General features: G+C 73.5%; 16 protein-coding genes. 5 read left to right on the top strand and 11 right to left on the bottom strand.

Features of this window, described 5'->3' with window-relative positions; translation table 11 throughout:
- Positions 1–11 precede the first annotated feature (11 nt).
- From EXE59_RS05515 to EXE59_RS05505, 3 genes are all read right to left on the bottom strand, one after another.
- Positions 12–1,382 carry an MSCRAMM family protein gene (locus EXE59_RS05515; protein WP_135838004.1) on the bottom strand — a complete coding sequence of 457 codons (1,371 nt, stop codon included), beginning with the start codon at positions 1,380–1,382 and terminating at the stop codon, positions 12–14.
- Positions 1,383–1,888: 506 nt separating this feature from the next.
- Positions 1,889–3,121 carry a fatty acid desaturase family protein gene (locus EXE59_RS05510; RefSeq protein WP_135838003.1) on the bottom strand — a complete coding sequence of 411 codons (1,233 nt, stop codon included), beginning with the start codon at positions 3,119–3,121 and terminating at the stop codon, positions 1,889–1,891.
- Between the two features lie 78 nt (positions 3,122–3,199).
- On the bottom strand, positions 3,200–4,330 hold the full coding sequence (locus tag EXE59_RS05505) for a ferredoxin reductase (RefSeq protein ID WP_135838002.1): 1,131 nt from the start codon (positions 4,328–4,330) through the stop codon (positions 3,200–3,202).
- A gap of 136 nt (positions 4,331–4,466) precedes the next feature.
- On the opposite strand from EXE59_RS05505, the gene EXE59_RS05500 reads away from it, so the two are divergent.
- The gene (locus tag EXE59_RS05500) at positions 4,467–5,615 is read left to right on the top strand and encodes an RsbRD N-terminal domain-containing protein (RefSeq protein ID WP_210428895.1); all 1,149 of its coding nucleotides are present in this window, start codon (positions 4,467–4,469) and stop codon (positions 5,613–5,615) included.
- A gap of 131 nt (positions 5,616–5,746) precedes the next feature.
- Here the strand turns inward: EXE59_RS05500 and EXE59_RS05495 are convergent, their stop codons facing one another.
- The 7 genes from EXE59_RS05495 to EXE59_RS05465 all read right to left on the bottom strand — a co-directional run bounded on the left by EXE59_RS05495 (position 5,747) and on the right by EXE59_RS05465 (position 16,185).
- Entirely contained in the window at positions 5,747–8,110 is a 2,364-nt protein-coding gene (locus tag EXE59_RS05495) for a GNAT family N-acetyltransferase (protein WP_135838000.1), read from the bottom strand.
- Positions 8,107–9,870: an IucA/IucC family protein gene (locus tag EXE59_RS05490; protein WP_246056534.1), complete on the bottom strand. Its 1,764-nt coding sequence runs from the start codon at positions 9,868–9,870 to the stop codon at positions 8,107–8,109. Before EXE59_RS05490 ends, EXE59_RS05495 begins: the two co-directional genes overlap by 4 nt.
- On the bottom strand, positions 9,867–10,400 hold the full coding sequence (locus EXE59_RS05485) for a GNAT family N-acetyltransferase (protein WP_135837999.1): 534 nt from the start codon (positions 10,398–10,400) through the stop codon (positions 9,867–9,869). Before EXE59_RS05485 ends, EXE59_RS05490 begins: the two co-directional genes overlap by 4 nt.
- Positions 10,397–11,695 carry a lysine N(6)-hydroxylase/L-ornithine N(5)-oxygenase family protein gene (locus EXE59_RS05480; RefSeq protein WP_135837998.1) on the bottom strand — a complete coding sequence of 433 codons (1,299 nt, stop codon included), beginning with the start codon at positions 11,693–11,695 and terminating at the stop codon, positions 10,397–10,399. Before EXE59_RS05480 ends, EXE59_RS05485 begins: the two co-directional genes overlap by 4 nt.
- Positions 11,692–13,155, bottom strand: coding sequence for a pyridoxal phosphate-dependent decarboxylase family protein (locus tag EXE59_RS05475; protein WP_135837997.1), 1,464 nt, complete (start codon positions 13,153–13,155; stop codon positions 11,692–11,694). The genes EXE59_RS05480 and EXE59_RS05475 overlap by 4 nt, the downstream gene beginning before the upstream one ends.
- A gap of 280 nt (positions 13,156–13,435) precedes the next feature.
- Positions 13,436–14,932, bottom strand: a complete 1,497-nt coding sequence (locus EXE59_RS05470) for an amidohydrolase (RefSeq protein ID WP_135837996.1) — start codon at positions 14,930–14,932, stop codon at positions 13,436–13,438.
- A 23-nt stretch (positions 14,933–14,955) separates the two neighbouring features.
- Complete coding sequence (locus EXE59_RS05465; protein WP_135837995.1) at positions 14,956–16,185, bottom strand: amidohydrolase family protein; 1,230 nt, start codon at positions 16,183–16,185, stop codon at positions 14,956–14,958.
- Between the two features lie 87 nt (positions 16,186–16,272).
- On the opposite strand from EXE59_RS05465, the gene EXE59_RS05460 reads away from it, so the two are divergent.
- A complete protein-coding gene (locus EXE59_RS05460; RefSeq protein ID WP_135837994.1) occupies positions 16,273–16,923 on the top strand; it encodes a hypothetical protein in 651 nt (216 codons plus the stop codon).
- Positions 16,920–17,606 (top strand): hypothetical protein, encoded by a 687-nt coding sequence (locus EXE59_RS05455; protein ID WP_135837993.1) that lies wholly within the window; start codon positions 16,920–16,922, stop codon positions 17,604–17,606. Before EXE59_RS05460 ends, EXE59_RS05455 begins: the two co-directional genes overlap by 4 nt.
- A gap of 28 nt (positions 17,607–17,634) precedes the next feature.
- Here the strand turns inward: EXE59_RS05455 and EXE59_RS05450 are convergent, their stop codons facing one another.
- Entirely contained in the window at positions 17,635–19,128 is a 1,494-nt protein-coding gene (locus EXE59_RS05450) for a serine/threonine-protein kinase (protein ID WP_135837992.1), read from the bottom strand.
- A 20-nt stretch (positions 19,129–19,148) separates the two neighbouring features.
- Here EXE59_RS05450 and EXE59_RS05445 point away from each other — a divergent pair, with 20 nt between their 5' ends.
- Entirely contained in the window at positions 19,149–19,727 is a 579-nt protein-coding gene (locus EXE59_RS05445; RefSeq protein WP_246056533.1) for an RNA polymerase sigma factor, read from the top strand.
- Positions 19,724–21,298 (top strand): M1 family metallopeptidase, encoded by a 1,575-nt coding sequence (locus tag EXE59_RS05440; protein ID WP_135837990.1) that lies wholly within the window; start codon positions 19,724–19,726, stop codon positions 21,296–21,298. Before EXE59_RS05445 ends, EXE59_RS05440 begins: the two co-directional genes overlap by 4 nt.
- Positions 21,299–21,327: the final 29 nt, after the last annotated feature.

Here is a 21,327-nt window from a genome sequence, read left to right as displayed (position 1 = left end):
GATCGGACGCGTCAGCGGACCTTGCCGACCTTGAGGGTCACCACCTTCGTGGTGCCGGCCGCCCTGAGCTTCACTCGCACCTTGAGCGCCTTGCCACGGAGGGACCTGCTGACCTTGAGGGCGGACCGGGTGGCCTTGCGGATCTTCTTCGAGCCGGAGTACCACTGGAACGAGTAGCGCACGCTCGTCCGCAGCTCGGCGACGAGGTTGGTCACCTTGACCTTGCGACCGACGACGGGCTTGCCCTTGGTGTCGAGCCCCTTGGCCAGGGCGGCGAGCTGCGTCGCGACGCTGGGGGTCGGGGTCGGGGTGGTCGTCGGGGTGGTCGTGGCGGGCGGCGTGGTCGTCGTGGGCGGGGTCGGGACGGGCTTGGCGGCGAGCACGGCGTCCCGGCCCGGGACGGTGGCGCCCACCACGACGTCGACCTGCGTGGCCGCCTCCGGGGTGACGGCGTCGTCCCAGTACTCCGGGAAGTGGCGCTCGGAGCGGTCGACGAAGCCGAGGACGTACTCGCCCGCAGGCAGGCCGCCGAGCAGGTAGCCGCCGGTCAGGTCGGTGCGCGTGGACAGCACCGGGCTCCAGGTCCCGGCGTCGAGGGCGTACGCGGTGACCCGGACGCCCGGCAGGGCGCCGCTCGCACCGGTGACCGTGCCGGCGACGGTGCCGCCGGGGGTGAGCTGGGCGTCCTTGTTCGCGGCGACCTCTCCGGCACGCACGACGACGTCCTGCGAGGTAGCCAGCGACTCGGCGTCGTCCCAGAACTCCGGGACGTGGGCGGCGGCGGTGTCGGCGAAGCCGAGGCGGTACGTGCCGTCGCCCAACCCGCCCAGGTCATAGGTGCCGTCCGCGGTCGTCAACGTCTCGCCGAGACGCTCCCAGCTGGTGTCGGTCCACGGCCAGGTGTGGCGGTAGGCGGCGACGGCGATGCCGGCCAGGGGGGCGTCCCAGTCATCGGTGACGGTGCCGGTCACGTGACCCGCGGGGGTCACCATCACGGTCTTGCCGGTGAGGTCCTCGCCGGGTGCGACCGTGAGGTCGTCGGCGTCCTCGAGGGTCGCCCAGTTGGACCAGTACTCGGTGGCGTGGTCGCCGGACGGGTCATGGAACCCGAGACGGTAGGTGCCCGGGGCGACGCCGCTGAGCTGGTAGGTGCCCGTGGCGTCGGTGTCAGCAACGTCGACCGGGTACCAGTCCGGTCCGACCGGGGCGTACAGCGTCACCTCGGCGCCTGCGATGGGGGCGCCGCCGGTGACGAGCATCTGGCCGCTGATGCTGCCGCCGGACGCCGCAGCCGCAGCGGAGGGGGCGACCGGGACGAACGCGGTGGCGGTGGCTACTGCGAGGCTCGTCAGGACGAGGACAGGACGGGACGAACGAGGCATGACGACCTTTCCGAGTGCCCTGCCGACGCAGGAGCATGAGCCACGGATCGTAGGCGCCGGGACGTACCCGCGAGACGCGAATCGCGAAATCCGCCAAGGACTCCCTGACGCAGCGCCTTCCCGGTCCCGAGGGCGGACAGCAACAGACCGGCGGTCCCCTGCACCGCCGGTCTGTCGTCTGTGTGTCAGCCGGCAGCGGGACGCGTCGTGGACCCCACGTCCACCGCGCGTCGCTGCCGGGGCAACGACGGCCGCGCTCCCTCGGCGCGGACGTCGTGCCCGGACTCCCCCACGGAGCCGATGCGGATCATCGGGACACGCCCGACGCGCCGCTCACCCTGGTGTTGCTCGTGCTCATCTCTTCTCCCCCGTGTCGAGTGGTCACGACTAGAAGGATGCGGACGGAGCCGTCCTGATACATCCGTGTTTCCACGGATGTCCAGACCAGGTCTCGATACGCCTCGCTCGTCCCTCGCTCGCCTGCTCGACCACCGAAGGGTCCGGCATCAGGCCGCTGCGCGGGCCTCGCTCTCGAGCTTGCGGCCCAGCAGGCGGCGCGTACGGCGGTCGCCGGTGGCCATCTTGTAGAGGATGGCGAGCTGCTGGGGGGCGTTCTTCTTGTTGGTCGTGGCGAGCCATCCGTTGGGCAGCGAGAGGCGGATGACCTTGTGCCAGGCGGAGGCGACCTGCTGAGGCATCGGGCGCGCGCAGTAGGTGAGGTCGTATTTCTCGAAGAGGGCCTGGACCTTGGGCGCGATCTCCGCGTAGCGGTTGGACGGCAGGTCGGGGAACAGGTGGTGCTCGATCTGGTGCGACAGGTTGCCGGTCATGACGTGGAGCGCCTTGGACCCGGAGATGTTGGCGCTGCCGAGCATCTGGCGGACGTACCACTCGCCCTTGGTCTCGCCCTCGATCGAGCGCTTCTCGAAGGTCTCGACACCCTCGGGGAAGTGGCCGCAGAGGATGACGGAGTTGGACCACAGGTTGCGGACCACGTTGGCGGTGAAGTTGGCCGCGAGGGTCGGCAGGAAGGAGCCTGTCGGGATCGACAGCAGCGGGTGGACGACGTAGTCCTTGGTGGCCTGCTTGCGGATCTTCTTGAGGACCTGCTTGGCGCGACGACGGAACTCGGGGTCCTTGGTCTGCTTCTTGGCGACGACCGCGCCGAGCTCGAGGTCGTAGGCGGCGATGCCGTACTCGAAGAAGACGGCGTTGATGAAGCAGAACACCGGCTGGGCGAGCGAGGCCGGGGTCCACGGCTGGTCCTCGTCGACGCGCATGATGCCGTAGCCGAGGTCGTTGTCCTTGCCGATGACGTTGGTGTAGGTGTGGTGCAGCTCGTTGTGGCTGTGCTTCCACTGCTCGGCGGGCGAGGCCATGTCCCACTCCCAGGTGCTGGAGTGGATCTTGGGGTCGCGCATCCAGTCCCACTGGCCGTGGAGGATGTTGTGGCCGATCTCCATGTTGTCGAGGATCTTGGAGACGCTCAGGCCGAGGGTGCCGAGGATCCACGCCGGCGGGAACGCGCTGAAGAGCAGCACCGCGCGCGAGCCGAGCTCGATCTTGCGCTGGGTGTCGATGACGCGCCGGATGTAGGCCGCGTCAGCCGCGCCGCGGGTGTCGAGGACCTCCTGGCGGATGGCGTCGAGCTCGTGGCCGAGCTGCTCGATGTCGGCCTCGGTGAGGTGCGCGATGGGGTTGGTCTGGCCGAGGACGGCCTTCTTCTGGATCGTGGTCATCGGGGTGTCCTTCCGTGCATCGGTGGTTGAGGTGCGAGCGGAGCGAGCCTCGAAACCACTCGGTGGGGGTGGGGTGGGTCAGTGGTCGATGTGGCAGGGGCCGGCGGCGGCGTTGATGCAGGTCTGCACCTTGATGTCGCCCGTCTCGCCTGGGACCGCGGTGGTGATCGCGCCGTTGCGGAGGTCGCGGACGCTGCCCTCGCGCAGCGGGATCACGCAGCCCATGCAGATGCCCATGCGGCAACCGCTCGGCATGAGCATCCCGGCCTCCTCGGCGGCGTCGAGGATGGGCGTCGCGCCGTCGAGGTCGAGGGTGGTGCCGGAGGCGAAGGTCACCGTGCCGCCGTCGCCGGGCTCGACGCGGGCGGTGCGGAACTGCTCGGTGGTGAGGCTGAGCCCCGCCGCCTCGTGGTGGACGGCCAGGGCGTCGAGCAGGCCGGCCGGCCCGCAGGCGAGCGTACGGCGCTCGGCGAGGTCGGGCACGAGGTCGGCGAGGTCGGCGACGTCGAGCACGCCGTGCTCGTCGTCGTAGCGCGCGACGAGGCGGATCGCGCCGGCGGCGTCGAGGGCCTCGAGGTCGCGGATGAAGATCGAGTGGGGGTGGCTGGGGGCCACGTGGACGACCACGATGTCGTGGTCGGCGCTGCGCGCCGGGCGGAGCACGCCCTCGTCGGTGCTCGGGAAGAGGTTGCGCAGCATCCCGATGACCGGCGTGATGCCCGAGCCGGCGGTGACCATCAGGAACTTGCCGCCCTCGGGCGGGAGGACGAACTCGCCGGACGCCTGCTCGAGGTGCACGAGCGTGCCGGGACGGGCCTCGTGGACGAGGTGGTTGCTGACCAGGCCGTCCGGCACCGCCTTGACCGTGATGGAGATGCGGCCGTCGCGGCGCGGGCCGTGGGTGAGCGAGTAGGCGCGCCACTGGCGTACGCCGTCGACGTCGATGCCGATGCGAAGGTACTGGCCGGGGACGTGGCCGGCCCAGTCCGCGCCGGGCCGGATCACGATGGTGGCGGCGTCGGCCGTCTCGGGGAGCACCTGCTCGATGCGGCCGCGGAGGTCGGCACCCGAGCGCAGGGGCGCGAACAGGTCCATGAAGTCGGCGGGCAGGTAGGGCGTGGTGGCGGCCTCGGCGACCCGGACGAGGTGGTCGCCCAGTCGCCGGCTTCGCGCGGTGCCACGCACCGGTGGCTCGAGAGTGGTGCTCATACGATCAAATGTCGCGGATCCACCGCCGATCTTCCTGCCCTCCGCACGTGAATCCGAGCTAGACTCTTGTTCGCTGCGAACAAACTAGGCGACCGGAGGCCCGATGAGTGAGCGCCCTGTGCGTCCGAGCACACAAATGCAGACCATCGTCGGCCTCGACCCGCAGGTCGCCGAGGCGCTGCGGGGGCCCCTGGCCGAGGTCGCCGACCGCGTCGTGCTCGCGATCATCGACGAGGTGCCCAGCTATGCCGGCGCACTGACCGGCCGGATGGGCGAGGTGATCCGCAATGCCGTGCAGCTCGCGCTCGGCGGCTTCCTCACCCTGGCCACGCGGCAGGACGACAGCGTGCCGCGCGCGCCCGCGATCGAGGGCGCCTACCAGCTCGGCCGCGGCGAGGCGCGCAGCGGGCGTACGGTCGAGGCGCTCCTGGCCGCCTACCGCGTGGGCGCTCGGACGTCGTGGCGCGACATGGCCGACGCCGCCGTCGAGGCCGGCATCGACGCCGGCCAGCTGGCGCGGTTCGCCGAGCTGGTCTTCGCCTACATCGACGAGCTGTCGGCCGCCTCGGTCGCCGGCCACACCGACGAGCTCGAGAGCAGCGGCCGCATCCGCCAGCGCAACCTCGAGCGCCTTGCACGGGCGCTGCTGACCGGCGCGGCGGCCGACGCGGTCACCGCCGCCGCCGAGCGCGCCGACTGGGAGCCGCCGACCACCCTGACCGCCGTCGTCCTGCCCGAGTCGCAGGTCTCGGCCGCGCTCACCGCGCTCGACTCCCGCACGCTGCAGCCCACCGACGACGTGCCGGGGTTGCCGGAGGGCCACGCGTCGCTGCTCGTCCCGGGCACCGGCTCGGCGACCGCCCGACGTACGCTCCTGCGCGCCCTCCGCGGCACCGACGCGGTGGTCGGGCCGTCGACGCCGTGGCTCGAGGCAGCGGCCTCGCACCGGCGTACGCTCCGCTGCGCCTCCCTCGGGATCGAAGGCCTCGTGGACTCCGACGAGCACCTCGCCGCGCTCGTCCTGGCCGCCGACGCCGAGGCCCGCGCGGACCTGCGCGCGCGGGTGCTCGCCCCGCTCGCCGAGCTGCGCCCCTCCACCGCCGAGAAGCTCACCGACACGCTCCGCAGCTGGCTGCTGCACCACGGCCGGCGCGACGCCGTGGCCGAGGAGCTCTTCGTGCACGCCCAGACGGTGCGCTACCGCGTGGGGCAGCTGCGCGAGGTCTACGGCGAGCGTCTCGAGGACCCGGCGTTCGTGCTCGACGCGACGCTCGCCCTGGCGTAGCGGCGGCGCACTCACCGCGCAGGGTCTCCGGCTCCGCGCCGGGGGCGGTGCCCGGAGCGGCGTACCCCGACACGACCCGGGCGGTGCCCCAGCCACATTCCGCGCTGGCGGATCGTGGGTCGCGCACCCCCTCAGGCCGGGCGGTGGATGAAGGCGAGCTGTGCGGTCTTCGGGGGGAGGTCCGGCACAGGGGCCGGGATCTCGGTGACGGGTCCGAGCTCGGCACCGTGCCGCTGGAGGAGCGCGATCGACTTCTCGTTGGCGACATCGGGCTCGAGGACGATCCGCTGCACCGCCGGATCGGAGAAGAGGTGCTCCAGCAGGAACTCCATCAGCCGAGAGGTACGCCCTGCTCGGGCGCTGTCGTCGGCGAGGAAGAGGTGGAGGCCGATGTCGCCGGAGCGCCGGTCGTAGTGCTCGCCGATCTCGTCGACGAACGGGTCGTAGGTCTGCAGCAGCCCGAGCGGGCGGTCGTCGAGGAGCACGAGGGACGCGGTGAGGTGGTCCTGCTCGGCGATCCAGCCGTAGATCTCGCCCACCTCCTCCACGGTCCGCGTGCCCATCCCCCAGAACGTCGCGCGTGGCTGGGTGAACCAGCCGTGCAGGAGCACGGCGTCGGCGGGCGGGTCGACGGGGCGCAGGGTGAACGCAGGCGGGGAGTGCTCAGGTGGGCTGACCGGGAGCAAGGTGCCGTCCTTCCAAGGGGTGAACTGGTCGTCGTGGTGGGAGTCGCCGGCGACGCCCGAGGCGCCGAGCGGCACCGCCCAGCGGCTGCGCGACCGGTCGGCGAGGTCCCACACGACGCGGGCGATCGGGCCGGTCACGACCGCGTCCGTGCCCGGGATCCACGCGGTCGCCACGACACTCTCGGTGTCGCCGCCCAGCGGGCTCCCCGCGACGGAGGGGAGGTGGGGCGACGGGTCGAGGGCGAGGTCGGCGAAGGCGTGCTGCGGGGCGAACCGGTGCCGCTCACCCCACGCCTGAGCGGGCGCGGCGGCCGCCTGCGCCAGCGCGGCCCGGGCGATGGCGACGAGGTCGAGCCCTGCCGGCGGGTCGGCGACGAGGTCGGGCAGGACCCTGGCGACCCGGCTCGGAAGGTGCCACCACGGCGCCAGCACCTCGCTGTGGACCGGCGGAGCGGCCGCACGTGCCGGGTCCAGGAGCGGGTGGGCGGCGACCGCTGCGACGACCGCGTCGCGCACCGCGCCGAAAGCCCCGGCCTCGTAGGAGTCGGCCGCCATCGAGCGGTCCCACAGGCGCAGCCGCTCGACGAGCGCCCGGCTCGGCCCCGGCAGGCCCGGCAGGGCGAGGAGCAGGGCGAGGAGCGAGCCACCGGAGGTGCCGTCCTCGTCGGTGAGGACCCGGGTCGCGGTCGCCACGTCGACCGCACCGGTCTGGTCGGCCCGCGAGAGCAGGCTCGCGATCCGGTCCCGTCGCCAGCTCGGTGCGAAGCGGTCGGCGAGGACGTCCCAACGCTCGTCGGTGCGGTCGTTGGCCGTGACGGCGACGGCGTCCGGCGCGACCTCGGTCCGGGGCAGCTCGGCCCAGCCCGTCCACTCGCTGTCGCTCCGCACGGGCACCCGGCCCGCGACACGGTGCAGCACACGTCCGGCGGTGTCGGCGACGAGCACGTTGTTGACCGGCTCGACCCAGCGGTCGAGGGCCGCGTCGACGTCGGCGACGGTGCGGGCCCGGAGCAGCGGCAGCAGTGCGGCGAGGCCGACGTCGCCCAGCACGGTCGTCGGCGTCCGGACGACGAGCCGGCCGTCCTCCACGGAGACGTCCTGGTAGTCGGCCATCGCGTTGGTGACGGCCCACGCGACGTGTCCGGTGTGGCCGAAGTGCTGCACGCCCGGGACGCCGGGGAAGGCCAGCCCGACGACGTCGAGCTCGTCGCACGACAGCCGGACCTGCTGGTAGATGCCGGGGGCCTCGAATACCCGGTGCGGGTCCGCGCCGATGAGCGGTGCTCCCGATGCCGTGCGCGCGCCGCCGACCGCGAACGCGTTGCTGCCGTGGGGCGGCTCGACGCCGAGCAGCTCCGCGAGCCGGGGATCCAGTCCCGGCCCGACCGACGCTGCCCACAGCTTCGTCGGGAACCCGGCGAAGAGGACGTGCTGCACCAGGAAGACGGCGACCGGGGTCCACTCCTGCCACTCCCCCGGGGCCGCCCGGTCGGCGAGCTCGGGCGAGGTCGCGCCCTCGGCGAAGCCGGCGCGCACCCCCTCGGCGTACGCCGCGAAGAGCTCCTGCGACTCGGGGTCGAGGGCGGCGAAGCCGCGCCGGGCGGTGCCCTCGATGTCGAGGTCGCGGGCGAGGGCGTCCCAGGCGTCCGACCCGCCGAGCACACCCGTCCGGGCCTCGCCCCGGAGCCGCTCGACGGTGAGCTGCCAGGCCCGGTCGTGCGCGGTCACCCGGCCCTGCCGGTGGGCGAGGTCGAGGACGGTCACGCCCCGGACGTGCGGGACGCCCCACCGGTCGCGGCCGACGTTCACCTCTCGACCGGACGGGCCGCGGGATTGACGAGCGTGCCCGCGAAGATCAGCGACTCGGCCTGGTCGGCGAGGTCGACCATCTGGAGGGTGTTGCGGAGCTGGAGCCGGTTGAGGCAGCTGTGCGCGAACTGCGGGCGCAGCAGGTCGTACGCCTCCGCAGCGGCGGCGAGCTCGGGGTGGTCGGCGACGTGGCCGGCGATGCAGTCGCGGACGAGGCCCCAGAACCGGTCGTCGTCCAGCAGTCCGGCGCCCGACAGGATCCCGCCCAGGTGGCGCAGGAAGCCGTCGAACACGTCGGCGTGGATCGCCAGCGCCGCCACGTCGGGGGTGACGACGGACCGGATCCGCTCGACCTCCTCGGGCAGCGGCCGGCCGGTGAGGACCGCGACCTCCTCGCCGATGTCCTTCATGACCATCCGGACCGGCACGTGGCCGCGCAGCACCATGACGAGGTTCTCGCCGTGCGGCATGAACGCGAGGTCGTGGGCGAGCAGGCAGTGCACCAGCGGGCGCAGGTAGGCGCGGAGGTACGTCGTCACCCAGTCGGCGGGCTCCAGCCCGGAGGCGCCGATGAGCTCGGCGACGAGCGGGACGCCGTCGCGGTCGCGGTGCAGCAGCGACGCCATCGTGGCAAGCCGCTCGCCCTCCGCGAGCTGCGGGACGGGGCTCTCGCGCCACAGCGCGGCGACCATCTTGCGGTGCGCCGACGGCACCGGCAGCCGGTGGTAGGCGTCGCCGGTCCAGCCGATGGCCGCGTGCTCGCGGAGCACCGAGAACCCCAGGCCGACGAGCTCGTCGTCGCCGGCCACGACCTCGGCGACCCAGTCGTTGATGGCCGGCGTGGCCGCCATGTACGCCGGGGAGAGGCCGCGGAGGAAGCCCATGTTCTGGATGGCCAGGGCCACCTTGACGTAGGACCGCTCCGGCCGCTCGACGGGGAAGAAGGTGCGGATCGACTGCTGGGCGCGGTGCACGACGTCCACCTCCCCCAGCGGGACCAGCGCCTGCCGTGCGATGTCGGGGGCGAAGCTGACGGCGAGCCGGTTGGTCCACTGCCACGGGTGCACCGGCAGGTAGAGGTAGTCCCCGGGGTCGAGGCCGAGGTCGCGCAGCCGCTTCTCGAAGTCGACGAGCACCTCCTCGCCCAGCTCGGCGCGGTAGTGCTCCTCCTCGGTGAGGCCTGCGGACAGGGACAGCAGGGCCTCGTCACGGCGTACGGCGAGCCAGTGCAGGCGTACGTCCGCCCCGGTCTCCGGCGCGTAGGCGGCGTGGTCGTCGACGCCCCAGCCGATGCGGCCGTTGCAGGCGACGAAGCCGGGGTGGCCCTCGGTCATCGCGGCCTCGATGTCCTGGTAGCCGGCGTGGACCAGGTCTGCGGAGGAGAGCCGGTGGTGGGTGAGCTTCCACGCGGCCGAGGCGAGGGTGCTCGCCACCTCCTCGAGGTAGGTCGCGAGCAGGTGGTCGGGGATGCCGAGCGCGTCGTTGCAGTCGACGACGAAGTCCTGCGCGTCCACCGCGGCCGGGGCGCCCGCGACGGTCCGCACGATCGAGGAGGCGTCGACGACCCAGTGCTCGAGGGGGTGCCGGCGCGCGGCGAAGGCGTACGCCGAGCGTCCGAGCTCGAGGCGCCAGACGTCGGCGTCGGGCTCGGGCGTGAGCAGCCGCTCGTGGCTGAACTCGGCGATCGCCTTGGCGACGAGGTCCCGGTGCGCGCGGGCCATGGTGGATGGCGTGAGGTGGGCGGTCAGGGCGGTGTTCACGAGGCGGCTCCGAGGGTCGAGGCGGCGAAGTCGGCGCGGCTGCAGAAGCTCAGCGTCGCGGTCTTGTCGGGCAGCTCGACCTCCCGCGCGACGACGAAGCCGACCGCAGCGTTGAGGACGGCGATCCTGTCGTTGCGGGCGTCGGGCTCGACGACGACGCGGCGGGCGGCCGGGTCGGCGAAGCACTCCTCCATCACCCGGCGCATCACCGCGGAGGTGAAGCCGTGGACCGGGGTGTCGGTCGGTGCGACGAGGACGTGCATGCCGACGTCGCCGGGACGGAGCTCGGGCAGGCCGGCCAGCGGCGAGTGCGCGGGGTCGTAGCGCTCCACCAGGAACGCCGGCTCGCCGTCGGCGCGGCCGAGCAGCGCGTGGTGGTGCGGGTCGTCGGCGATCCGGGCGTACTCGTCGTGCACCTGCGCCGGGGTGGCGTCCTGCATGCCCCAGAAGACGGAGCGCGGATGGGTGACCCACGCGTGCAGCTGCGCGAGGTGGCGGACGGGGTCGAGGGGTTCGACGGTGAGCCTCATGCGCTCGCCTCCTCGCCCACCGGGTGGCGCAGTCGGTCGGGGATGCCCCACTCCTGGAAGGCGATCCGCTTCTCGACGGCGTACGGCTCGCGGCCGAGGACCTGCGCGAGGATCACCGAGCTGCGCATCGCCCCCATCCCGAGGTCGGGCGCGACGAAGCCGTGGGTGTGCTCCTCGGCGTTCTGCACGAAGACCTCGCTGCCGGCGTGGTCGACGGCGAAGGTCGGGCTCGCGAGGAAGCGGCCGTGCTCGTCCCAGCGGATCCTGCTCCGGACGGGGTCGAGGAAGTCGGGGACCCGAGGGGCGTACCCGGTGGCGAGGACGAGATGGTCGGTGCGCAACCGGCCGGTGGTCCCCTGCTCGGTGTGCCGCAGGTCGAGGTCGTGCGCGCTCCCGTCCCAGTGCGCGGCGGTGACCTCGGTCGCGGTGAGCAGCGTGGTGGCGACGCCGCCGGTGGCCGCGCGGCGGTAGAGCTCGTCGTAGATCGCGTCGATGGTCTCGGAGCTGATGCCCTTGGAGAGGGCGGCCTGGCCGCGCTGCACCTCGGCCCGGCGGGGTGCCGGCAGGCCCTGGAAGTAGGACGACCACTCGGGCGAGGTCATCTCGAGCGTGAGCTTGGTGTACTCCATCGGGAAGAACCGTGGCGAGCGGGTGACCCAGCTCAGCTCGAAGCCGTGCTGCTCCTGCTCGGCGAGGAGGTCGGCGTAGACCTCGGCGGCGCTCTGGCCGCTGCCGACGACGGTCACGGACCCGCCGGCGACGAGGTCGGCCTTGCGGTCGAGGTAGTCGGCCGAGTGCAGCGCGGGGCCGTCGACGTCGAAGGGCAGCCGTGGCGCGGTCCCGGTGCCCAGCACGAGGTGACGGGCACGCCAGGTGCGGCCCGTCGCGGAGCGTACGACGTAGGACGCGCCGTCGTGCTCGACGGCCACCACCCGCTCGCCCCAGCGCACGGAGTCGAGGCGGTCGGCCGCCCACCGGCAGTAGTCGTCGTACTCCCGGCGGAGCGGGTAGAAGCTCTCGCGGATGTAGAAGGGATAGAGCCGGCCGACGTCCTTGAGGAACGCGAGGTAGGAGAACCGCGAGGTGGGGTCCGCCATCGTCACGAGGTCGGCCATGAAGGGCACCTGCAGCGTCGCGTCGGGCAGCAGCATCCCGGCGTGCCACGAGAAGGAGTCGGCCGCGTCGAGGAAGACGGCGTCGAGGTCGTCGATCGGGTCGGCGAGGCAGGCCAGGCCGAGGTTGAACGGGCCGAGGCCGATGCCGAGGAGGTCGTGGGTGTGCGTCGCGTCGCTCACCGGGCCACCGCCAGTCTCCCGGCACGCGGCCGCGGTGCTGCCGGTGCGCCGGTCAGCCGCTCCCCCGCGTCGCGGACCATCGCGACGACCCCGAGGACGTCGTCGACGGTGGCGACCGGGTTGAGCAGGGTCAGCTTGAGGTACGCGCGCCCGTCGACGCGGGTGGCCGCGACGAGCGCGCGGCCGTCGGCGAAGAGCTCCGCGCGGATCGCGGCGTTGTGGCTCGCGAGCGCCTCCTCGTCCAGCCCGTCGGGACGGTGGCGGAAGACGATCGTGCTCAGCTGCGGAGCGGCGGCGAGGTCGATGTCGGGCATGGCGGTGAGCTCGGCGGCGACCGCGTCGGTGAGGTCGATGACCGTGTCGAGGTGCTCGCCGATCGCCTCGGCCCCCATCATCCGCAGGGTCATCCAGAGCTTCAGCGCCTCGAAGCGCCGCGTGGTCTGCAGGCTCTTGTCGACCTGGTTGGGGTGGGCGGAGTCCTTCGGGTTGAGGTAGTCGGCGTGCCAGGTGACGTGGCCGAGCGTGCCGCCGTCGCGCACCACGAGGGCGCTGCACGACACCGGCTGGAACCAGGTCTTGTGGAAGTCGACGGCCACCGAGTCGGCGAGCTCGATGCCGGCGAGCCGGCCGCGGCGGCGCGGCGAGACCAGCAGCCCGCCTCCGTACGCCGCGTCGACGTGGCACCAGGCGCCGTACGCCCGGGCGAGCGCCGCGACCTCGGGGAGCGGGTCGATGGCGCCGAAGTCCGTGGTGCCGGCGGTGGCCACGACCGCCATCGGCACGAGGCCGTCCGCCGTCGTGTCGGCCAGCGCGGCGGCGAGCGCGGCAGGGTCCATCCGGCGGGAGGCGTCGACGGGCACGACGACGACGGCCTCGTCGCCGAGGCCGAGCACCCGGGCGGCCTTCTGCACCGAGAAGTGGCCGTCGGCACCGGCGAGGATGCGCAGCCGGTCCGCGGGCGCCACCTGCTGGCCGCGGGCGAGGAGGAGCGCCTGGAGGTTGGACTGGGTGCCCCCGGTCGTGAAGATGCCGTCGGCGCGCCCGTCGTACCCGATCCGGGCGGCGGTCCAGTCGACGAGGTGGCGCTCGATGAAGGTCGCGCCCGCGCTCTGGTCGAACGTGTCGAGGCTGGAGTTGACCCCGCTCACGAGCACCTCCGCCATCAGCGCCGGGATGACGACCGGGCAGTTGAGGTGGGCGGCGGCCGTCGGCTCGTGGAACCAGATCGCGTCGTCGAGCCAGAGCCGCGAGAGCTCGGCGAGCGCCTCGGGCCCACCACCGAGGGGGCGGTCGAGGTCGACGGCGGCCACGCGTACGGCGGCGTCACGGGGGGTCACGCCGGTGAGCGGTCGCCCGGCCGTGCCGGCGAGGTGGTCGATCAGGTGCTCGACCACGGAGCCGACGGACTGCCGGTAGTCCGCGGCGTTGGCCGGGTGGAACAGGTGCGGGGGTGCGGACACGGGACGTCCCTCCGAGATGACATTAGGTAAGGCTTACCTTACTCACATCGGAGGGGGAGAACGCCACGTGTCCCCGGTCACTGGCGCGGCATCCGCTGAGCTCGGGCGGCCTTGTCCGATCTGCCGCCATCGGTCGGCGGCGGCCCGGGCCCGCGGCTCTCCCCGACTCGAGCGGACATATGGCCGCTCGAGTGGCGGAACATCCCTGGACCAGCGACCACATCACGCGACCAGTCGTCGCGATCGCTACTCGGGCGGACATACGTCCGCTCAAGTGGGCCTATGGCCGCTCGTACGCGGCGGTGCCGGCGACCCAGGTAGCGGCGACCCGGCCGGCGAAGGAGCGCAGGCGCGCGGCGTGCTCGCGGTCGGAGCCGCCCTCGAGGGGGTCGGCGTCGAGCAGGACGAGGTCCGCCGGGTGACCGACGGCGACGGTGCCCCAGCCGTCGGTCGAGGCGGCGAGCGCCTCGCGCGCGGTGATCGACTGCTCCGGGTGCCACGGCTCGCGGTCGTCGCCCGAGCGGTGCACTGCTGACGCGATCGCCAGCCACGGGTCGAGCGGCGAGACCGGGGCGTCGGAGCCGAGCACCACGTCGACCCCGTCGTCGAGCATCCACCGCAGCGGGAAGCAGCGCTCGGCGCGCCCGGGCCACAGCCGCTCGGTGACGTCGCGGTCGTCGAGCAGGTGGGCGGGCTGCACGCTCGCACGTACGCCGAGGCGCGCCATCCGCCGTACGTCGTCGCGGGTGGTGAGCTGCACGTGCTCGATGCCGCCCCGGGCGCCGGTGGCCTCGAACGCCGCCAGCGCCTCGGCCACGGCGCGGTCGCCGATGGCGTGGACGGCGACGTCCAGCCCGCCCGCGGCCGCTCGGGCGAGCAGCGCGCAGAGCTCCTCGGGGGTCTGGTTGGGCTGGCCCTCCTCGGCACCCGGCACTGCCTTCTCGGCGTACGGCTCGCAGCACCACGCCGTACGCGTGTTGAGGGACCCGTCGCTGATGATCTTCAGCGGCCCCATGGTGAGCCGGGGGTCGCCGTCGAGCGGGTCGCCCGAGCGCAGGCCGCGGGAGAGCACGTCGTCGAGGCCGTCGGCGTAGCAGGCGTGGCGGACCCGCAGCAGGTCGGCGCCCTCGGCCCACCGCGCCGCCCAGTCGGCGACGCCACCGCTGAACTCGAGGTCGACGAGGCCCACGACGCCCTGCGCGGCCGCCGCCTCCATCGAGCGGCGGTAGGCGTCCGGGCCGGTGCCGTCGGTGCCGAGCACGGTGGCCAGGCGCCCGTACGCCATGAACCACTCGGCCTCGCTCACCACGCTGTCGCGGGTGGGGAGGGCGAGCATGTGCAGCGCGGTGGTGTTGAGCCAGCCGTGGTGGCCGTCGCCGGCGATCAGCACGATCGGCTGGTCGGTCTCGATCGCGTCGAGGTCGGAGACCGAGGGGTTGTCGGGCCAGGCGGTCGGCCGGTGGCCCCACCCGATGACGGGCAGGTCGGGCCACTCGGCGAGCCGCTCGCGCACCGCGGCGACGGCCTCGGCGCTGGACCGCGCCGGCCCGAGGTCGAGCCGGGCGGAGGCGAGGGTCCACTGCCCGAGGTGGACGTGCTGGTCCCACAGGCCCGGCATCAGCCAGCGCCCGCCCGCGTCGTACGCCTCGCCCTCGTCGGCAGCCCGGTGGGCCGGGCCGGCGCCGACCTCGACGACGCGACCGTCGCGGACCAGTACGTCGACGGGGCCGGGGGCGGCCTCGGTGACGGCCACGAGGCGGGCGTTGCTGATCAGCATGGGGCCACCGTAGGAGGTGACGCTCACCTCTCGACCGCGACCCCGCCCACCCAGACCGCCAGCGGCCGGGCGAGGACGGCGACGTCGGTGGCCGGGTCGCCGTCGACGACCAGCAGGTCGGCGAGCCGGCCGGGCGCGAGTCGTCCGGCCGCGACACCGCAGTCCTCCGCGGCGACCGACGTGGCGCTCGCGAGCGCCTCCGCCACCGGCCAGCCACCGTCCACGAGGGCCGCCACCGAGCGCCAGAGGTGGCCGTGCGGCTTGGCGGGCATCGCTCCGGCGTCGAGCCCGGACACCACGCGGATCCCGTGCTCGCGCAGCCGGAGGGTGTTGCGCGCCGCCCGAGCGAAGTGCTCGTCGCGGTCGGTGATGCCGAGGCGCTCCAGCATCTCCAGGATGTGGGGCGGCATCGCCGAGACCGGCGGGAACCGCGACGGGTCGATGCCCAGTGTCGGGTCGACCGTCATCCCGGCAGCGGCCACCCCGTCGAGCAGCGCGGGCGGCGCGGCGGCACCGCCCTCGGCGAGGCAGGTGAAGTGCTCGAGCCCGTCGGCACCGGCCTCGACCGCCACCTCGGCACCCGCCACGGAGTGCGTGTGCGCCGTGACCCGCAGGCCGGCCGCGTGGGCGGCCTCGACGACGTGCCGCAGTGCGGCGACCTCGAACTGGGCCCCGAGCTGGTCGCTGCCGGGGGTCAGGAAGCCACCGCTCGCCATCACCTTCACCAGGTCCACGCCGCGCTCGACCCGCTCGGCCACGGCTCGCTCGAGCGTGGGCGGGTCGTCGGGGTCGACCTCGCCGCCGAGGAAGTGGCAGTGCCCGAGCGGGATCGTGACGGGCGGACCGGCGGCCACCACCCGCGGCAGCCCCTCGGCCTCGCGGCCCCGGTGCGCGAGCGTCAGGTACGCCACGTCGCCGAGGTCGCGCACGGTCGTCACGCCGGCCGCGGCCTGCGCCGCGAGGCTCGCGGTCACCATCTCGTCCACCGCGTCGGGAGCGGCGCTGCCCGCCCACTCCAGGCTGCCCGGCGTGCCGGGGAAGGCCCCGGACGCGACGAGGTGCACGTGGCAGTCGACGAGCCCCGGGAGCAGCGTCCCGGCGGCCTCCGTCACGGGCACCTCGGGCGGCAGGGCGTACGCCGCCGGCTCGACGCCGACGATGCGGTCACCGTCGACCAGCACCGTCGCACCGCCCGGCAGGAACCGCTCCCCGTCGAACGCACGATCCGCCCGGACGGCCCACCGCGTGCCCACCCACCGATGGTGCGCCCGCGGGTCGGCCGGCGCACGCCCGTCGCGCCGCTGGACCAGACCAGACGGGCTGCGGACATAATGGGCCGGGTGGAGTGGCGGGGGCCTGTCGTGCTGGTCGCGCTCCTGGCGATCGGCGCCGGGAGCGGCTACGTCGCGTCCGCTCAGAACCGCGACACCAGCGTCGGCTCCGGAGTCCCCGCACCGGTCCCGGCCCAGCGCCCGGAGGTGCCGGTCGAGCCCCCGCAGCCCTTCGCACCCGACCCCGACGACCCGCCGCTGCTCCCCGACCTCGAGATGAGGACGGCCACGCTGGGCACCGGCAAGTTCGAGATCACCTTCCCCGCCCCGGTCGGCTGGCGCACCAACGCCAACGCCAGCAACGAGTGGAAGTGGAAGAAGCCCGGCACGTCCAACAACAGCTACGTCATGCGGATCGAGCAGATCGACAGCCAGGACATCACGATCGAGGACGCGATCGACATCCGCATCGAGCGGCTCCGCAACGAGCAGGACGACGTCGACATCGTCGACCGTGGCGCCGCGTCGCTGGAGTACACCTACCGCAGCAACGAGAACAACGCCCGCTACAGCTTCATGCGCTGGCTCGACCTCGACATGAGCGGGCAGGCCGACGTGGAGATCGTCGTGCACGGACGCAAGCGCGACGTCGCCGGCGCGAAGGACCTGATCGCGCGGGTGGCGGACGGGATGCGCGGCGCCGGCGGCGGGCCCCTGTGACGCACCCCGAGCAACCGGGGCGGGGCCGACCGGCCGCCTCGACCCAGCGGCTCGCCGGCGCGCTCGTCCTGCTGGCGGCCGTCGGTGCCGCAGCCGGCTTCGGTGCCTCGTGGGCGTTCGGGGAGCACACCGGCGGCCAGGGGCCCGCCGAGCCGGTCGTGGCGAGCCGCCCGAGCATTCCGGTGGACCCGTCCCCCGAGCTGCTGCGCGACCCGGACATGCCCGCGCTGGCACCATCGATCCCGCTCGAGCGCCAGTCGGTGGGTGCCGGGGGCTTCCGGATGTCGGTGCCGGTGCCGCAGGGCTGGTCGTTCTCGGAGAACTCGCTCAACGAGTGGCAGTGGCGCCCACCCGACCAGCCCCCCTTCGGCTACGTCCTGCGCGTCGAGCAGGTGCTGAGCAACCGGCGCTCCATCGAGTGGACCCTCGACCGCCGCGTCGACGAGCTGCGCGAGGACGAGAGCAACCTCGACGTCCTCTCCGAGACCTCCGACAGCCTGCACTTCTCGTTCGTCACCTCCAACCACCTTCGCCACGGCTTCCTGCGGTGGCTCGACCTCACCGGGTCGGACAACGCACAGGTCGAGATCGCCGTCACCGGGCGCGAGCGCGACGTGCCCGGCATGCGGGACCTCGTCGCCCGGGTCGCCGCCGGGATGGAGCTGGGCGGCACCGGGGACTGATCCCGGACCCTGGCTGGGCCGGGCAGGCTCAGACGCCGGAGGTCGTCACGGAGTCGAGCACCCGGTTGGCGGTGCCGAGGTCGTCGCTGCGGATCTGGATCCACAGCAGCTGGTTGTCGTTGAGCCTGATCACCCGCTCGACCGTGACGTCGAGGCCCTGGCAGTCGTAGGAGAAGGTCGTCATGTAGTCGTCGCCGTCCCGGTCGTCGAAGATCGGGCCGCGCGAGGGGCCGTCGCACTCCGGGTGGCTCGGCAGGCGAGAAGGGAGCTTCTCGCCGGGAAGGATCCCGACGAAGACTCCCGGCGCCGGCGTCTCCTCGGAGTTCCAGCCGGCGCGGGTGCCCGCCGCGATCGACGGTTGCTCGGCCGTGCCGCCCGGGGGCGTCCACGGCTCCGGGTCGACCTGGGCGGTCCAGGACTCGGGGACCGTCACGTAGATCGTGCTCCTGGAGTCCTCGAGCTCCTGCTCGGACGTCGAGGCCTGCTCGGCGGCCCAGCCGGCCCCCGTCCCGGCCGCCAGCGCGAGCACGGCCGCGGCGATCCACGGCCACCGGCGTCGGCCGCCCGCCACGTCGTCGGCTGCCGAACCGGCCGGGGCGCCCTCGGCGCTGGCGGCCGCCGTGTCGGACGAGGCGGTGCCGCCCGGTCCGCGCGCCGCGGTCGTGAGGTCGGGGTCCACCGGGATCCACGCGCGCGGGGTCTCCTCGACCTCGCCGCCGCACGCCTCGACCAGGGCGGCCGTGAAGGCCGCGACGTCCTCGAACCGGTCCTCGCGGTCCTTGGCGAGACCACGCAGGACCACCGCCTCCGCCGCGGGGTTGTCGATCCCCATCGGCGGTGGCGGCGCCGGGGCCTCGGCGGCGGCGAGGCTCCGGTGGTCGAAGGGCTGCCGGCCGGCGAGGAGGTAGTAGCTCAACGCGGCCAGCGAGAACTGGTCGGCACGCGGGTCGAGCGCCTCGCCGAGCGCCTGCTCGGGGGCGACGTACGTCGGGGTGCCGCCGACCATGGTCAGCCGCGACGACATGTCCATCGCCTTGCCGAGGCCGAGGTCGCCGAGCATCGCCACGACGTGCGGGTCGCGGGCGTTCTCCACCGTGCGGAAGAGCACGTTGGCAGGCTTGACGTCACGGTGCAGCACGCCCCGGTCGTGCAGGGCGCTGAGCCCGCGGCCGACCTGCGCGACGACGGCGAGCGACTGCGCCGCGCTCATGCCGGACAGCTCGAGCCGATCGGCGAGCGTGCCCTGGTCGGCGTACGCCATCACCAGGTAGGGGCGCTCGTCCTCCAGCTCACCGGCGTCGTAGACGGTCACGACGTGGGGCGACTCGACCTTGCGGAGGAAGCGGCCCTCCTCGACGAACCGCTGCCGGACGTGCAGGTCACCGGTCCAGTTGTCCGCGAGGACCTTGATCGCCACCGGACAGTCGAGGTGCTCGTCGTGGGCGAGCCAGACGGTCGCGAATGCCCCGGACCCGATGCGACGGCGCACCGGGTACCGACCGAGGCGTGAGGGAGCGGACACCCGGGCATTATCGTGCAGGCGTGAGCTATTCGGGGGACCCGGGCGACGCACTGGCGCCGGACGACATCGACGACCTGGCCCGCCGGGCGCGCGAGGGCGACCGCGACGCGCTCGAGACGCTGCTCGCGGCCGTGCGCCCGCGGGTGCTGAACATCTGTCGCGGCGTGCTCCCCTACTCCGGCGACGCCGAGGACGCCTGCCAGGAGGCGATGCTCAACGTCGCCACCAAGATCGGCTCGTGGGGCGGGCGCGGACGGTTCACGACCTGGCTGCACATCGTGTCCGTCAACAGTGCGCGCACGACCTACCGCCGCCTCAAGAACCTCGCCACCCCGACCGACTTCGAGGACGGCGCCCACGACCGTCCGGACCCGCGCACGACGAGCGTGATCGCCGGGACCCGGCTCGACCTGCTCGAGGCGATGGACACGATCGAGCAGGACCACCCCCAGTACGTCGAGCCGCTGCTGCTGCGCGACGTCTACGGCCTGCCCTACGACGAGATCGCCGCGCTGGTCGGCGCGCCGCTCGGCACCGTCAAGGCGCAGATCCACCACGGCCGCAAGCTGGCCCGGCCCCTCCTGCGCGGCGAACGATGAGCCTGCGGCGCGCCGCCGCGACCCTCGCCCCGGGCGTGTCACCTGCCATCTCGCTGGCCATCTCGCTGGCCCTGTCGCTGGCCCTGTCGCTGGCCCTGCTGGCCGGCTGCTCCGGCGACGCCGCCCGTCCCGACGGGCTCGAGCCCCCGCCGTCGGCCATGGAACCCGCTGACGGGGGTGCGGCCGGCGGCGCCTCGACCACGTCCGTCTCCGCGCCGGTCGTCACCGAGCCGGTCGAGCAGGACCTCGACCTCGCCGTGTCGACGCCGGTCGAGGACAGCGTCTACCCCGACGTCGGCGACCCGCGCGTCGACGCCCTCCACTACGACCTCGACCTGACCTGGGAGCCGGGTCCGAAGCGCCTGACCGGCCGGGCGGTCCTCACCTTCCGCGCGGCCCGTACGGCGCCTCGGTTCCAGCTCGACCTCGGCGCTCCCCTCGCCGTCGAGGAGGCCACCCTGGACGGCGAGCCCGTCCGGGTCACGCGGCTCGGCAAGGACCTCGTGGTCCGGGCGCCGATCGAGGCGGACCAGCGCTACGAGCTCGCCCTCGACTACGCGGGCACCCCCGAGCCCGCACCCGCCCCCACCACGCGCAGCGACTTCTCCACCACCGGCTTCACCATCACCCCGACCGGCGAGGTGTGGACCATGCAGGAGCCGTACGGCGCCTACACGTGGTACCCCGTCAACGACCAGCCGGCCGACAAGGCGCTCTACGACATCACCGTCCACGCGCCACCGAAGTGGACCGGCGTCGCCAACGGCGAGCTCACCGCCCTCGAGACCGACGCGGACGGCACCACGACCTCGTGGCAGCTCGACGAGCCGGCCTCGTCCTACCTGGTCACCGTCGCCATCGGCGACTACTCCCACAGCAGCAACACCTCGGCCGGCGGCCTGCGCGTCGACTACTGGACGCCGCGCGGGATGACGCGCCCGCTCGACTCGATCCGGACCGCGGCCGCGACCGTGGACTGGGTCGAGACCCGGCTGGGCGACTACCCCTTCGACTCGCTCGGCCTCGTCGTCACCGCCTCGCAGAGCGCGATGGAGACCCAGACGATGGTCACGCTCGGCACCAACGACTACGTCCTCTCGCCACAGGTGGTCGCGCACGAGATCGTGCACCAGTGGTACGGCGACCAGGTCTCGCCGTCGGACTGGCGCGACGTCTGGCTCAACGAGGGCATGACGATGCTGCTGCAGTGGGTCTACGAGCACGACCACGACATCCGCCCGCTGCGCGAGAGCCTGCGCAACGCCCGCGCCGTCGACCAGCAGCTGCGCGACCAGTACGGCCCGCCAGGGGCGTACGACCCCGACCAGTTCGGCGGCTCGAACATCTACTACACGCCCGCGCTCATGTGGAACGAGCTGCGCGAGGACCTCGGCGACGAGGAGTTCTACCGGATCGCCCGGTCGTGGCTGACCGAGAACGACAACACCTCCGTCTCCCGCAAGCAGGTCTACGACCACTGGGAGGCCGAGACCGGGCTCGAGCTCTCGGAGTTCTTCGACCGCTGGATCACCGGTCGGCGGACCCCGGCGCCGGGCGTACCGTCCGCCTGACCGGCGCTCCGCGCGCGGCTACCCTGCCC

The sequence above is a fragment of the Nocardioides eburneiflavus genome, assembly GCF_004785795.1.
GTDB classification, from domain to species: Bacteria; Actinomycetota; Actinomycetes; order Propionibacteriales; family Nocardioidaceae; genus Nocardioides; species Nocardioides eburneiflavus.
The sequence above is the reverse complement of the archived record's forward strand: the minus strand, read 5'-3'. Positions and strand labels throughout refer to the sequence as shown.